13 protein-coding genes are annotated in these 13,679 nt (G+C 67.7%); 7 read left to right on the top strand and 6 right to left on the bottom strand.

Annotated elements, in window-relative coordinates; translation table 11 throughout:
• Positions 1–7: 7 nt before the first annotated feature.
• The 3 genes from ubiB to dut all read left to right on the top strand — a co-directional run bounded on the left by ubiB (position 8) and on the right by dut (position 3,613).
• Entirely contained in the window at positions 8–1,573 is a 1,566-nt protein-coding gene (gene ubiB, locus AC1VV3_RS07620; RefSeq protein WP_431567321.1) for a 2-polyprenylphenol 6-hydroxylase, read from the top strand.
• Positions 1,574–1,644: 71 nt separating this feature from the next.
• Positions 1,645–3,159 (top strand): bifunctional phosphopantothenoylcysteine decarboxylase/phosphopantothenate synthase, encoded by a 1,515-nt coding sequence (locus AC1VV3_RS07615; protein ID WP_431567320.1) that lies wholly within the window; start codon positions 1,645–1,647, stop codon positions 3,157–3,159.
• Positions 3,143–3,613: a dUTP diphosphatase gene (gene dut, locus AC1VV3_RS07610; protein ID WP_132264900.1), complete on the top strand. Its 471-nt coding sequence runs from the start codon at positions 3,143–3,145 to the stop codon at positions 3,611–3,613. Before AC1VV3_RS07615 ends, dut begins: the two co-directional genes overlap by 17 nt.
• A 156-nt stretch (positions 3,614–3,769) precedes the next feature.
• On the opposite strand, the gene AC1VV3_RS07605 is transcribed toward dut, so the two are convergent.
• Entirely contained in the window at positions 3,770–3,949 is a 180-nt protein-coding gene (locus AC1VV3_RS07605; protein ID WP_132264902.1) for a hypothetical protein, read from the bottom strand.
• 162 nt (positions 3,950–4,111) lie between these two features.
• The gene (locus tag AC1VV3_RS07600; RefSeq protein ID WP_134094604.1) at positions 4,112–4,798 is read right to left on the bottom strand and encodes a DUF4136 domain-containing protein; all 687 of its coding nucleotides are present in this window, start codon (positions 4,796–4,798) and stop codon (positions 4,112–4,114) included.
• A gap of 203 nt (positions 4,799–5,001) precedes the next feature.
• Here AC1VV3_RS07600 and AC1VV3_RS07595 point away from each other — a divergent pair, with 203 nt between their 5' ends.
• Positions 5,002–5,682, top strand: coding sequence for an MOSC domain-containing protein (locus AC1VV3_RS07595; RefSeq protein WP_431567319.1), 681 nt, complete (start codon positions 5,002–5,004; stop codon positions 5,680–5,682).
• 46 nt (positions 5,683–5,728) lie between these two features.
• On the opposite strand, the gene trpS is transcribed toward AC1VV3_RS07595, so the two are convergent.
• The 3 genes from trpS to secB all read right to left on the bottom strand — a co-directional run bounded on the left by trpS (position 5,729) and on the right by secB (position 9,291).
• Positions 5,729–6,760, bottom strand: coding sequence for a tryptophan--tRNA ligase (gene trpS / locus AC1VV3_RS07590; RefSeq protein ID WP_132264907.1), 1,032 nt, complete (start codon positions 6,758–6,760; stop codon positions 5,729–5,731).
• Positions 6,761–7,070: 310 nt separating this feature from the next.
• Positions 7,071–8,639, bottom strand: coding sequence for a murein biosynthesis integral membrane protein MurJ (murJ, locus tag AC1VV3_RS07585; protein ID WP_431567318.1), 1,569 nt, complete (start codon positions 8,637–8,639; stop codon positions 7,071–7,073).
• A 139-nt stretch (positions 8,640–8,778) separates the two neighbouring features.
• Positions 8,779–9,291 (bottom strand): protein-export chaperone SecB, encoded by a 513-nt coding sequence (gene secB, locus AC1VV3_RS07580; protein WP_132264910.1) that lies wholly within the window; start codon positions 9,289–9,291, stop codon positions 8,779–8,781.
• A 411-nt stretch (positions 9,292–9,702) separates the two neighbouring features.
• Between secB and AC1VV3_RS07575 the strand changes: the two genes are divergently transcribed.
• The 3 genes from AC1VV3_RS07575 to AC1VV3_RS07565 all read left to right on the top strand — a co-directional run bounded on the left by AC1VV3_RS07575 (position 9,703) and on the right by AC1VV3_RS07565 (position 12,373).
• On the top strand, positions 9,703–10,413 hold the full coding sequence (locus AC1VV3_RS07575; RefSeq protein WP_431567317.1) for a Tim44/TimA family putative adaptor protein: 711 nt from the start codon (positions 9,703–9,705) through the stop codon (positions 10,411–10,413).
• 153 nt (positions 10,414–10,566) lie between these two features.
• The gene (gene mltA, locus AC1VV3_RS07570; RefSeq protein WP_431567358.1) at positions 10,567–11,784 is read left to right on the top strand and encodes a murein transglycosylase A; all 1,218 of its coding nucleotides are present in this window, start codon (positions 10,567–10,569) and stop codon (positions 11,782–11,784) included.
• A 7-nt stretch (positions 11,785–11,791) separates the two neighbouring features.
• Positions 11,792–12,373: a Smr/MutS family protein gene (locus AC1VV3_RS07565; protein ID WP_431567316.1), complete on the top strand. Its 582-nt coding sequence runs from the start codon at positions 11,792–11,794 to the stop codon at positions 12,371–12,373.
• Positions 12,374–12,433: 60 nt separating this feature from the next.
• On the opposite strand, the gene aroC is transcribed toward AC1VV3_RS07565, so the two are convergent.
• Positions 12,434–13,516 (bottom strand): chorismate synthase, encoded by a 1,083-nt coding sequence (aroC, locus tag AC1VV3_RS07560; protein WP_431567315.1) that lies wholly within the window; start codon positions 13,514–13,516, stop codon positions 12,434–12,436.
• Positions 13,517–13,679 lie beyond the last annotated feature (163 nt).

Below are 13,679 nucleotides of genomic sequence, written 5' to 3'. Positions count from 1 at the left end.
CGGACAAGTGACGGGTTCCACGACGCATGTCCTGCGCCTCCTCAAGTGGGGGCGCGTCCTCGCACGCCATGGCGCGCTGCGCGGGATCGAGAACGACCGCAATGCCCCGGCCCAGGTCAAGCGCCTCTCCCGGATCGCCCGCTTCGGCACCCGCCAGCCCGCCGAGCCGGACTATGCCGGCGCCTTCCAGGAAATCGGCCCGGCCGCGATCAAGCTCGGCCAGGCGCTGGCGACGCGGCCCGATCTCGTGGGCGAGGGGCCTGCGCGCAATCTGCTGACCCTGCAGGACAGCCTGCCGCCGGTGGCTTTCTCCGAGATCCGCCAGGTGATCGAGAGCAGCTTCGGCCGCCCGCTGGAGCAGGTTTTCGCCTCGATTGAGGAAGACCCGGTCGGCGCCGCTTCGATCGCCCAGGTGCACCGGGCGATCACGCCTGACGGCCGCACCGTGGCGGTGAAAGTGCTGCGCCCCGGCATTCGCGAGCAGTTCGCCCGCGATGTGGAGACGTATGAATGGGCCGCCGCCCATCTTGAGGCGCTGGGCGGGGAAGCCTCGCGCCTGCGTCCGCGCGCGGTCGTCGCCAACCTCAAGCGCTGGACCCTGCGCGAGCTGGACCTGCGGCGGGAAGCCGCCTCGGCGTCGGAACTCTCCGATGCGATGAAGGGCATCCACGGCTACCGCGTGCCGCACATCGACTGGGACCGCACCAATGGGCAGGTCCTGACGATCGAGTGGATCGGTGCCACCAAGATGAGCGACCTCGCCGGTCTGCGCGCGGCCGGCCACGATCTGCCCCGGCTGGCGCACAAGCTGGTGATCACGTTCCTCACCCAGGCGATCTCCAGCGGCTTTTTCCATGCCGACATGCACCAGGGCAACCTGTTCGTGGAGGACGACGGCACCATCGTTGCCATCGACTTCGGCATCATGGGCCGCATCAACCGGCAGGCCCGGCTCTGGCTGGCGGAGATCCTCTACGGCCTCACCACCGGCAACTATCGCCGCGTGGCCGAAATCCATTTCGAGGCGCAATACGTCCCGAGCTACCACACCGTCGAAGAGTTCGCGACGGCGCTGCGCGCGGTGGGCGAGCCCATGCGCGGCAAGCCGGTCTCCGAACTGTCGGTCGGCCAGATGCTCGACGGGCTGTTCGCGATCACGCGCGATTTCGACATGGCGGTGCAGCCGCACCTGCTGCTGCTCCAGAAGACCATGGTCATGGTCGAAGGCCTGGCCACCGCGCTCGATCCCGACATCAACATGTGGGACGTTTCGGCGCCGTTCGTGAAAAGCTGGCTGCGCGACGAACTCGGCCCCGAGGCGGTCATTGCCGACCGCCTGCGCGAGGATCTCGGCACGCTGCTGCGCCTGCCGGCGCTGGTGCGGCGGATCGAGGAGAAGTTCCCGCCCAAGGGCGGCGCGCCCGAACAGGCGCCGCTGCCCGATGTCGACCTCATCTGGGAGCGCCGCAGCAAGCACAAGCCCGAGGGCAACCCCTGGCTGGGCCGCGGCCTTGCAGCGGTGCTGGGCGGTGCGGCGGCCTGGGGGCTGACGTATTGGGCGCTGATGGGATGATGCGCCGTTTTTGAGGCCGGCATTCCCAAACTGATTGCGCCCTCCGGCGCGGTGTTGCACAAGCCCCGAGCATGAGTGGACCACGCATTCTCCTGGTCGTGGGCGGCGGTATCGCCGCTTACAAGTCCTGCGAACTCGTCCGGCAGATCCGCAAGGAAGGCGGCGAAGTCACTTGCGTCCTGACCGAGGGCGGAGCGCACTTCGTCACGCCCATGGCGCTTGCGGCCTTGTCCGAAAAGCCGGTCTACACCACGCTCTGGGACCTCAAAAACGAGGCCGAGATGGGGCATATCCAGCTCAGCCGGGAGGCGGACCTCGTCGTGGTCTGCCCGGCGACGGCGGATCTGCTGGCCAAGATGGCGTCGGGCATTGCCGACGATCTCGCCACGACCATGCTGCTGGCGACGGACAAGCCGGTCATGGCGGTCCCGGCGATGAACGTGCGCATGTGGCAGCACGCCGCCACCACGCGCAACGTCCAGGTGCTGCGCGATGCCGGGGTGGACGTGATGGAGCCTGACGAAGGCACCATGGCCTGCGGCGAATACGGTCCCGGCCGGCTGCCCGATCCGCTGGCGATCTGGCAGCGCATCGCCTGGGCGCTCGGCCTCGGCCCGGTGGAAGTCGCGCCGTTGCCGGGGGGCGATCCTTTCAGCTGGCAGCCGCAGTTCGCGACGCCTGAGCCCGAGCATTCGGAACCCGACGATATCGGCCTGGGCGGCCTTTCCGGCGGCCTGATCGCGCGCGGGCGGCAGAAGGGCAAGCAGGCCATCACCTTTGGCGACGGCGGAAGCGACGGCCGGGACGCAGGCCTTGCCGCGAGCCATGAAGATCTCGGTTTCACGCCGGAAGAAGCCGCGCTGGCGGCCCGCAAGGGCGAGGCGCGCGCCGCGCCCGCCACCGATCCCGAAGCGCTGCATCTGGCGCAGGCGCCTTTCGAGGGGCCGCTTTCCGGGCGCCACGTCCTGGTCACTGCCGGGCCGACCTGGGAGCCGATCGACCCCGTGCGCTACATCGCCAACCGTTCCTCGGGCAAGCAGGGCTTCGCGATCGCCGCCGCCGCTGCCGAGGCCGGCGCGCGGGTCACCCTGGTGGCGGGGCCGGTCCACTTGCCCACGCCGCCCGGTGTCGACCGCGTGGATGTGGAAAGCGCCTTGCAGATGGCCGAGGCGGTGAAGCGCTCCATGCCCGCCGACATCGCCGTCATGGTTGCGGCCGTGGCCGATTGGCGCGTCGCCCATACGGCCGACCAGAAGCTCAAGAAGCGCGGCTCCGCGCCGCCGGCCCTCTTGCTCACCGAAAATCCCGACATCCTGGCCACGCTCGCGACCAGCCCCGAACGGCCACCGCTGGTGATCGGCTTCGCGGCGGAGACGCAGGACGTCATTCGCTACGCCACCGAAAAACGCAAACGCAAGGGTGCCGACTGGATCATCGCCAACGACGTGTCGGGCGATGTCATGGGCGGCGATGTGAATGCGGTCCACATCGTGCGCGCGGACGATGTGATCAGTCTTCCGGAAATGCCCAAGGAGGACGTCGCGCGCGCCCTCGTCGAAAGGTTCGCAGATGCACTCCCCCGCTGACGTCCCCGTCCCCGTCAAGATCCTGCCTCACGGCGAAGGGCTGGACTTGCCCGCTTACGCCACGAACGGCGCGGCGGGCATGGACGTGGTCTCGGCGGAAGACGTGACGCTGGCACCGGGCGGCCGTCATGCCGTTGCCACCGGCCTGGCCATGGCGATTCCGCCGGGCTTCGAGATCCAGGTCCGTCCGCGTTCGGGTCTGGCGCTCAAGCACGGGATCTCGGTACCGAATTCGCCGGGCACGATCGATTCGGACTATCGCGGCGAACTCAAGGTCATCCTGATCAACCACGGCGCGCAGGCTTTCGAGATCCGCCGCGGCGACCGTGTGGCGCAGCTCGTGCTGGCGCCGGTGACGCGCGCCGCCTGGCTGACGGTGGATGAGCTGGAATCCACCGAGCGCGGTGAAGGCGGGTTCGGTTCGACCGGCGGGGTCGTCGCCCTGGGAAGCTGAGGGACGTCCCGGGGGTTATCCCCCGGACCCTCGATATTTCAGCTTTCTTGCGCGTTTGCTGCGGCGTGCCGGTCGGTCCCTGGAGGACGCGATGGGCGCGCCGGCACCTGACTTTGGCCGTTTTGAAGGGGCGGGGGCAATGCTCCCTGTTTTCCGTCAATCCTTGCGATCGAGTCGCGCGCGCTTGTCGCGGCGGCGCTTCAGCGAATACCAGCCCACCCCGCCGATCCCGGCGATCGCCGCGAGCCCTTTGGCAAGCGTTGAAAAGGCTGCGGAAAGGGCGCCCACGGTCACGCCCCAGAAGAGCTGCGACATGATGGCCATGAAGGTGTTCATTAGGCGGCGAGCATTCCCGTGCGGTTGGCGGCGGTCAACCGGAGCGGCTGCGATACGGGCCGGACCGGCAAAAAGAAAGGACGGGCCCGCATATTTCAGCGGACCCGCCCCTCGGTGCCTCCCTCTTCGCAGGGGGAGCCAATCAGCTCATTTTTCTAAAGATCACTTCTTTTCCGGCGCGACGGTAATGCGCACGGTCTCGCCCGAGTTCCCGGGGAAATTCGTGAACATCGATTCGACGAGGTTCGGAATGAGGTACTGCAGGTGGTTCGAAGCCGAAACGGCCTCGGCCTTGCCCTCGAACAGGCGCTGGTTGTCGGCCGCCCGGTCGATCTTCAGCGTGATGCCGCTGGTGTAGACGGTGTAGGAATCCACGCCGCCATCGAAGAACGGATCGTACCAGCCATAGCGCCACGGGCCGCCCCAGCCCCAGCCGCCGCCCCAGCCGCGACCGTAGTAGCCACGGCCTCCCCAGCCGCCGCCATACCACGGGCCCCAGTAGCCGCCGCCCATTGCGGGCGTCGAACGGACGCGCTCACGGCCGGTGTCGACGCCGTAGTCGAAGCGGGCGATCAGGGTTGCCTTCGAAGGATCGTCCACGGTGGCATAGCCCACCTTCTGCAGGCGATCGCTGACCAGGCGGGCGTAAGTTGCGAATTCGAGGCCGCCCGCAAGCTTGGGATCGTCCGCCACGACGGCGACGGTCTGGCCGGACGGTGCCGGAAGCTGCGACTGGAAACGCGAAACGTCGGCCTTGAAGGGCGTTGCGCAGGCGGCGAGGGCCATCAGCATGAAAGCCGCGGCTGCTAGCCTCAGCTTTCCGAGATGGGTTCCGGGATGTTCTGTCATCGGTTTCACTCCACGAACCTGCCAGGTCCGAAACGCCCTTCCCAAGCGCGGCCTGTGATTCCTTGCGACTCTGCCTTAATATCAATGCCCTGAATAGCGGTTGAATGGAGGCTAACCGGCGATAAGCCGTTTGATGTGGCCTTTGTCCATTCAGCCGTGAGTCACGGCCTGAGATCAGGGTAATCATGTAGGAAGCGCCGGCGATGTTGAACAGTTCCCCCGAGACGAATTCCATCGCGATTCTCTCCGTGCAATGCGGGAAAGTCAGGCCTTTTCGCGGCGCGGACGAACCCAGCGCCATCGGCAAGCTGGCGGTGGAGGGAGCGGTTCGCGTCCGACGGCTGGGACTGGAGGGCGACGAGCAGGCGGATCTTGCGGTCCACGGCGGGCCGGACAAGGCGATCCATCACTATCCGCACGATCACTATGCCTTCTGGCGCGACTCGATCGGCGGCCATCCGCTTCTCTCGGACTATGGCGCTTTCGGCGAGAACATCGCCACCGAGGGCCTGACCGAGGACATGATCTGCGTGGGCGATCGCTGGCGGCTGGGCACGGCCCTGGTCGAGGTGTCGCAGGGGCGGCAGCCCTGCTGGAAGCTCGATCACCGCTTCGACGGCTCGGCCGTCAACGCCGGCGTGGTGAAGTCGCGCCGGTCGGGCTGGTACTACCGGGTTCTGGAGGAAGGCGAAGTCGCCGCCGGGGACCGCATGGTGCTGGCCGAGCGGCCTTGGCCCGCATGGAGCGTCCGCCGGGTCTTCGGCCTGCTGATCGCTGGCGAGCACAAGAAGGACCGCGAGGGGCTGGACGCATTGGGCGAGGTAGGCGCACTCGCGGCGACGTGGATGCGGCGCCGGGCGAAGCTCCTGGGACTGGATTCCTGAGCGAAGCGTCGTCCCGGACCGGATCCGGGACGACGCCATGCTGTCCTCAGCGCACCAGGCCGAGCGCCTCGTAGGCCTTGTCCAGCGTCGGCACGGCGAGCGCGCGGGCCTTTTCCGAACCCTTGCGCAAGATGGCGTCGAGCGCGCCGCGGTCGCTGCGCAGTTCGACGAAGCGGGCGTTGATCGGTGCCAGCTTTTCCACCAGCAGCTCGCCCAGCGCCGGCTTGAATTTGCCGAAGCCCTCGCCGCCGAAGTCGGACAGGACCGCCTCCATCGTGGTGCCGGCCATCACCGCATAGATGCCCACGAGGTTGCGCGCCTCGGCGCGGCCTTCGAGGCCTTCCTTTTCGGAAGGCAGCGGCTCGGGGTCGGTCTTGGCCTTCTTCACCTTCTGCATGATCGTGTCGGCATCGTCGGTCAGGTTGATGCGCGCCATGTCCGAGGGGTCGGACTTGCTCATCTTCGACGAACCATCGCGCAGCGACATGATGCGGGCGGCCTCGGGCGGAATGATCGGCGCGGGCAGGGTGAAGACGGGAACGTCTTCCCCGTTCTCGTCCTTGGGCGCGAAGTCGTTGTTGAACTTCTGCGCGATGTCGCGGGCGAGTTCGAGGTGCTGCTTCTGGTCCTCGCCCACGGGGACGTGAGTGGCCTGGTAGAGCAGCACGTCGGCGGCCTGGAGCACCGGATAAGTGAACAGCGCCACCGAGGCGCCTTCGCGGTTCTTGCCCGCCTTGTCCTTCCACTGGGTCATGCGGTTCAGCCAGCCCATGCGCGCGGTGCCGTTGAGCAGCCATTGCAGTTCGGCATGCTGGGGAACCTGGGTCTGGTTGAACAGGATCGAGCGGTCGGGATCGACGCCGCAGGCGACCAGGGCCGCGACCATCTCGCGCGTGTTGGCGGAGAGGGTGGCCGGGTCGTGCGGCATGGAAATCGCGTGGAGATCGGCCAGGAAGTAGAGGCTGTCACCGCCCTGCGCGGCGACTTCGTCCTGCATCGAGACCCAATTGCGGATCGCACCGAGATAGTTGCCGAGATGCAGGTTGCCGGTGGGCTGGATGCCGGAGACGATACGCATGGACGCGTCCTTCGCGAGTTGTGAGTGGTCGGGGATCTAAAGGTGCGCCCGGGCGGGCGCCGATGCAGGCGGTGTCGGCGCGGCAGGCGCGCCCCGGTTCAGCGCGTCTTGCGCGCAGCGCCCCGCCATCGCCACGAGAGGCGACGGGATTCGGCAGACTTCGTGTGCGAAAGGCCGTGCATGGGCAGGGCTCATAGCACAGCTTTGCCGGGATGGAAGAGGGGGGGCTCGGTCCCGGCGCGCCGCTGCTTGCCCGCGGGCGGCGGCGCTGGATTCGCGGATGCTGCGGCCCAGGGCGCCCATCGCCGGCTCAGCCAGCCTTGCGGCGGCGTAGCAGGGCGAGATCGTCGCGCGTGAAGGCGCCGGTCGCCAGGGTCGCCAGCGCATAGACCACGCCGCCCGCCGAAACGAGCGCGGCCAGCGCGAGACCGCGCACCAGCCAGGTGCCGTGGAGATAAGGTGTCAGCAGGTCCTGCCCGAACCAGAGCACCACGCCCATCGCCCCGGCCGCAAGTGCAAGGCGCGGGGCGCGGCGCTTCAGGCGGGCATCGGACTGGAAATGCCCGCGCTTGACGAGCGTCCAGTAGAGCATGGCGACATTGGCGGTGGAGGCGATCGCGGTCGCCAGCGGCGGACCCATGTGCTGGAGCGGCACGATCAGCGCGAGGTTGAGCACGAGGTTCACCCCCATCGACATCATCGCGTAGCGCACCGGCGTTTTCGTGTCCTGCCGGGCGTAGAAGCCGGGGGTGAGCACTTTCACGAGGATATAGCTGGGCAGGCCGATCGAGAAGGCGGCGAGTGCCTCCGCCGTGCGCGCCACGTCCACGGCGTCGAACTTGCCGTAGCCGAACAGCGCGGCGGCGATCGGCTGGCCGCAGACGATCAGGGCGACGGCTGCGGGCAGGGTGAGCAGCAGGGCCAGTTCCATGCCGCGGTTCTGGGTGTCCATCGCCGCGGCCTCGTCACCGCCGCCAAGCTGGCGCGAGATCGTCGGCAGCAGCACGGTGCCCAGGCCGATGCCGATCAGGCCGAGGGGAAGCTGGTTCAGGCGGTCGGCCATGTAGATGTAAGTGACCGAGCCGTGCGCCAGCAGCGAGGCGGCGAGCGCGGTGGAAATCACGAGGTTGATCTGGACGGCACCGGCGCCGGCCGCCGCGGGCAGGATCAGCTTCATCAGCTGCTTCACGTCGGCATTCCACACCGGCATGCGCAGGCGCATCGACACGCCGTTCGCGCGGCAGGCCCACATCAGCCAGAGCAACTGGAGCGCGCCGGACACCGAGACGCCGATGGCCTGGTTGCGCGCGGTCACCAGCGCATCGGCGGAATGGAAGCCCAGCAGCGCCACGATCAGCGTCAGGTTCAGCAGGATCGGTGCGGCCGCATTGACCCAGAACTTGTTCAGCGAATTGAGGATGCCGCCCAGAAGCGAGACCAGGCTGATGAGCGCCAGATAGGGAATCGTCAGCCGGCTGAGCTGCACCGCGAAAGCGAACTGCTCCTGCGAAACGCCGTTGAAATTGCCCGAAAGCAGGAACGTCACCGGCCAGGCGAAGACTTCCAGCACCAGCGTCATCGCCAGCAGGATGGGCAGGAGCACGGCGAGCGCCTGTTCGGCGAAGGCGATCCCGGCGGGCAGGCCCTGACCGTCCCGGTTGGCGACCTTCTGGTTGAACATCGGGATGAAGGCCGAAGCGAAGGCCCCTTCCGCGAAGAGGGCGCGGAACATGTTGGGCAGGCGGAAGGCGATCAGGAAGGCGTCCGAGGCGAAGCCTGCCCCCACGAAGCGGGCGAACAGGCTGTCGCGGACCAGACCGAGCACGCGGCTGGCCAGAGTGAGGCCGCCGACACTGGCGAGCGCCTTGGTAAGGTTCATGCCCGGAACTTCCCGATGATCGCCTTGGTCCCGGTTCCAGAAATGCCGGTCCCGGAAAAACCAACGGCCCACGTCTCCAGGTCGGAGGCGCGGGCCGATAGTGCAGAAACGCGCGTCATGCGCCTTTCAAGCTGTGGCCTCAGGCGTGGCCGACCGGCTCGCCCTGCGCGGCGTCGGCCTGCTGCTGCGCCTGGATCTGCTGGATGTAGAGACCGTTGAAGTCGATCGGCTCCAGCATCAGCGGCGCGAAACCGGCATCGCGCACGGCGTCGGCAACGACGCGGCGGGCGAAGGGGAACAGGATGCGCGGGGCTTCGGCGTAGAGGAACGCGTGGGCCTGGCTCTCTTCCAGGTTACGCATGCCGACGAGGGCGGCATAAGCGAGATCGACCACGAAAGCCGTGCCCTGCGGGCCCTTCGAGGCGCAAGTGATCTTCAGTTCGACTTCATGCACTTCGCCGTCGATCTGGCGGGCGCCGATGTTGAACTGCACTTCGATCTGCGGCTCGTCCTGCCAGGAGAAGCTCTGCGGTGCGTTCGGATTCTCGACCGAGAGGTCCTTCACGTACTGCGAGATGACGCCGGCGGCCGGCGCGGAATCCTCGCCGTTGCCGAGGTTGAGATCGGAGATGACGTTGCCTTCGTCGGCCATTTGGTGATTCCCGATAAATTGGCCCGTTACGGGCGCACGGATTGAAGTCTGGCCGCGCGCCTAAAGCATTTTGCGGGCCGGTGGAACACCCGAGAAGGGGTAAATTGTTGCAAACCGCCCTTCAGCGGGGGTGCAAAGGCACGCCGCCGGCCGATTCGCAGGCATAGCGGCATAACCGGGCATAGGGCGCGCGCGGGGGCGGCGCAGGGAGGACAGGGAACGCTTGCGGGCCGGGGGCGTTGGTCCGGTTGTAGCACTCGTAACGGCGGAAAAATCCCAGATACCGTTGCTCACGCGTTGTTCATTTGAAAACCGTACCTATCTGGGTCTATGATGGCGCCTTCGGGCGGATGGCGTGAAACGCTCCACCCGTATCCCAGAAGCGTCCAACACAAGGATGGACAAAGGAACGTGACACCGGAAATCGTGATCCTGGCCATGATCGCAGCCTTCCTTGGCCTGCGGCTCTATTCGGTACTCGGCCGCCGCGCCGAGCATGAGGAAGAGCCGATCCAGGGGCGCTTCGAAGGCCGCCAGGGCCAGCCCGGTGCGCCGCGCGTCCCTGCCCCCAAGGCGGACGGCAAGCCCGATGCGAAGGGCGATGCCAAGGGAGACGAACGCGGCCGGGTCGGCCAGCCCCAGCGCCTGCGCGAAATGCCGCTTGCGCCGCCCTCCGTGGAGCGCGGCCTGGCGGAGATTTCCAGCGCGGATCGTCGTTTCGACGCTTATGCCTTCCTCGAAGGCGCGCGCAGTGCCTATCGCCTGATCCTGGAATCGTTCTGGAAGGGCGACAAGGCCGAGCTTCGCGCCCTCTGCGAAGGCGATGTGTATGACAGCTTTGCCGCCGCGATCGACGCGCGTCTTGCTGCCGGCGAGACCATGGACAACCGCCTCATCCGTATCGAGGATGTCGCGATCGTCTCGGCCGGGGTGGAAAGCGGCCTTGCCCGCATCACCTTGCGCTTCCGCTCCGATATCGCTGCCGTCACGCGCGACGCCGAAGGCCATGTGATCGCCGGTTCGCTCGACGATGCGATCGAGGCGGTGGACGTCTGGACCTTCAGCCGTCAGCTCAATTCGTCCGGTCCCGACTGGCTGCTCGACGAAACCGACGCCGGTTGATCGCCCCGCGCGGTTGATTTCACGCCGATGATCCCACAAGGATCGACAGGCCGGGCCGAAAGGTCCGGCCTTGTTGTTATCAGGTTTCGGAGATCGATTTTGCGGGGAGGGAGCGTGTCGCGCCATCGGGAGTCGCGTTTTCCATGGCGCCGTATATCTGCCTTCGTCTTGCCGGCGCTGCTGGCCGCCTGCGTGCAGGTCGTGCCCGGACCCAAGGGGCCTTCGCGTCCGCCCGCCCGGCCGCCGGCACAGCAGCCCCGACCGACCGCCCCGGCCCAACCGGCTGTGCCGCAGCCCGCCAGCGCCGTCGCCGCGGGGGTCAAGCAAGGGCCTTCGGTTTCTTCGCTGCCGATGAACGCGACCGATGCCGCCGCGGCGCTGGCCTCGTTCCGCGAAAGCTGCCCGCGCGTCACCGTGCGCACCGATGCGAGCGGGCTGACTCGTCCGGCCGACTGGCGCCAGGCCTGCGCCGCCGCTGCGGCGTGGAGCGGCAAACCGGCCGCGCAGTTCTTCGCCGCCTATTTCGAAACCGCGCGCGTGGGTGACGGCAAGGGCTTTGCCACCGGCTATTTCGAGCCGGAGATCGCCGGCTCCCGCTTGCCCGTTCCAGGCTATGCCGTCCCGGTCTATTCGATGCCGGGCGACCTGGTGCGCGCGAAGGCGGGCGATGCCGCGCCGACCTCCAGCGGGCGGATGCCGCTGGGTCGCTACGATGTCAGCGGCGTCTTCGTGCCCTATTACGACCGCGCCGCCATCGAACAAGGCGTGCTCGCGGGCAAGGGGCTGGAGATCGCCTGGGTCGCCGATCCGATCGAGTTCTTCTTTCTCCAGGTCCAGGGATCGGGCCGTCTGCGCGCGCCGGACGGCAGCGTGATGCGGATCGGTTATGCCGGGCAGAATGGCCTGCCCTATACCGGGATCGGCGGCGTCATGCGCGATCGCGGCCTCGTTGGTTCGGCGCCGGGGCAATATTCGGGATCGATGCAGGGCATCATCCAATATATCCACGACCGGCCCGCCGATGGCGCGGCGCTGATGCGCGAGAACAAGTCGTGGGTGTTCTTCAAGGAGCTCAAGGGCGATGGTCCGCTCGGCGCGCTGAACGTGCCGGTGCGTGCCCATGCCTCGGTGGCGGCCGACCCGCGATTCGTGCCGCTGGGCGCTCCGGTGTGGCTGCGGCTGGACCGACGCGAGGCGACCGGCCTGTGGGTGGCGCAGGACACCGGCGGAGCGATCAAGGGCGCCAACCGCTTCGACACGTTCTGGGGCTCGGGCGAGCAGGCGCGGCTTACCGCCGGCGGCATGAGCGGCCGGGGCGAGGCGCTGATCCTGGTGCCGAAGGGCACCCTGTCCCGCCTCGGCGTGCGGTAGAACGGCGATGCGGCGACCGGGGCGGCGACTGACAGCGGATGAAGCGGAAATCTGGGCGCAAGTCGCCCGGACCGTGACGCCGCTTGAAAAGCGCAGGCCCGTCGCCATTCCCACGGCTCTCATGGCGGCACCGGTGCGGACGGTGGTGCTTCCGCCCGCCTCGCCGCCCAAGAAAGTGAAAGGCCGGATACCGGCGCCCCTGCCGCCGAAGCCGGTTGCGGCCAAGCCGAAGGCGGACGCGCCGCAGCACCTCGATGGCTCTTGGGAGAAGCGCATTTCCAAGGGGACGCTGGTTCCTGACTTCAGCCTGGACCTTCACGGTTCCAATCTCGATCAGGCTTATGTGCGGCTGATGCACGGGCTCACGCAGGCGAAGGCCATGGGCGCGCGGGTCGTGCTGATCGTCACGGGCAAGCCCCGGCCGGTCGATGCGATGGACCGCGGCACCGCGCGGGGTGCGATCCGCGCCAAGATCACGGACTGGCTCGCAGCCAGCGACCACGCGCTCGACATCGTCGCCATCCGCGGCGCGCATCGCCGCCACGGCGGACAAGGCGCGATCTACGTCGTTCTCAAGAAACGCAGGTAGCGTTCGCAGGCGGCGTCCCGGGGTTCAGGCCGCCTTCTCAGTGCCGGCAGATCGGCCCGATCAGCCGCATTGGCCCCGGTGCAGCAGCTTGTGATCCGCCAGGACCAGCGCCATCATCGCCTCGACCACCGGCACGCCGCGAATGCCCACGCAGGGATCGTGGCGACCCTTGGTGAGCAGTTCGGTGGCCTCGCCTTCGCGGTTGATCGTCGGCTGCGGGGTGAGGATCGAACTGGTGGGCTTGAAGGCCACGCGCACTACCACCGGCTGGCCGGTCGAGATGCCGCCAGCGATGCCGCCCGCGTGGTTGGCGCTGAATTCGGGGCCGCCAACGCCCGGATGCATGGGATCGGCATTCTGCTCACCGGTCAGGCGCGCGGCGGCGAAACCGTCGCCGATCTCCACGCCCTTTACCGCGTTGATGCCCATCATGGCAGCGGCAAGGTCGGCGTCCAGCTTGCCGTAGAGCGGCGCGCCCCAGCCGGCGGGAACGCCGGTGGCGATGCATTCGACCACCGCGCCGACCGAGGAGCCGGACAGGCGTGCATCGTCGACGATCTTTTCCCAGCGCTTCGCGGCTTCCGCGTCGGGGCAGAAGAACGGGTTGTTGCCGATTTCCGCCGCATCGAACTGCGCCATGTCGATCGCATCGCCGCCGATCTCGGAGACATAGGCCAGGATCTGCACTTCAGGGATCACCAGCCGCGCCACGCCGCCGGCCGCCACGCGGCTGGCGGTTTCGCGCGCGGAACTGCGCCCGCCGCCGCGATAGTCGCGGAAGCCGTACTTGGCGTCATAGGCATAGTCGGCATGACCGGGGCGATAGGCCTTGGCGACATCCGAATAGTCCTTGGAGCGCTGGTCGACGTTCTCGATCATCAGGCTGATCGGCGTGCCCGTCGTGCGCCGCACGCCATCCTGGCCCTCGAACACGCCTGAAAGGATGCGGACCTGGTCCGGTTCCTGGCGCTGAGTCGTGAACTTCGACTGGCCGGGGCGGCGCGCGTCGAGGAAGGGCTGGAGCGTGCTTTCGTCTATCGCCAGGCCCGGCGGGCACCCGTCGACGACGGCGCCGATGGCCGGTCCGTGGCTTTCGCCCCAGGTGGTGAAACGGAAAAGGCGTCCGAATGTGTTCACGCTCATGGGGGCGCTTTGTCGCGCAAGGATCGGTTTGTCCAGCCTCGCGCACGCGACAGATGACATCTCGCGCACGCGACAGATGACGTCCCGCGCACGGGGCAGATCGCTCTTTTCGGATCGTGCCGATCCCTCCGCGGGGGCGAAATTCAGCAGAAGTGGTTGTTCC

Source organism: Novosphingobium sp. BL-S-34 (assembly GCF_056857015.1).
This window is presented reverse-complemented; position numbering and strand designations above follow the sequence as displayed.

Coding starts and splice junctions, on each gene's coding strand:
- AC1VV3_RS07615 (WP_431567320.1), top strand. CDS start 1,645: ATGAGTGGACCACGCATTCTCCTGGTCGTGGGCGGCGGTATCGCCGCT.
- dut (WP_132264900.1), top strand. CDS start 3,143: ATGCACTCCCCCGCTGACGTCCCCGTCCCCGTCAAGATCCTGCCTCAC.
- AC1VV3_RS07605 (WP_132264902.1), bottom strand. CDS start 3,949: ATGAACACCTTCATGGCCATCATGTCGCAGCTCTTCTGGGGCGTGACC.
- AC1VV3_RS07600 (WP_134094604.1), bottom strand. CDS start 4,798: ATGACAGAACATCCCGGAACCCATCTCGGAAAGCTGAGGCTAGCAGCC.
- AC1VV3_RS07595 (WP_431567319.1), top strand. CDS start 5,002: ATGTTGAACAGTTCCCCCGAGACGAATTCCATCGCGATTCTCTCCGTG.
- trpS (WP_132264907.1), bottom strand. CDS start 6,760: ATGCGTATCGTCTCCGGCATCCAGCCCACCGGCAACCTGCATCTCGGC.
- murJ (WP_431567318.1), bottom strand. CDS start 8,639: ATGAACCTTACCAAGGCGCTCGCCAGTGTCGGCGGCCTCACTCTGGCC.
- secB (WP_132264910.1), bottom strand. CDS start 9,291: ATGGCCGACGAAGGCAACGTCATCTCCGATCTCAACCTCGGCAACGGC.
- AC1VV3_RS07565 (WP_431567316.1), top strand. CDS start 11,792: ATGCGGCGACCGGGGCGGCGACTGACAGCGGATGAAGCGGAAATCTGG.
- aroC (WP_431567315.1), bottom strand. CDS start 13,516: ATGAGCGTGAACACATTCGGACGCCTTTTCCGTTTCACCACCTGGGGC.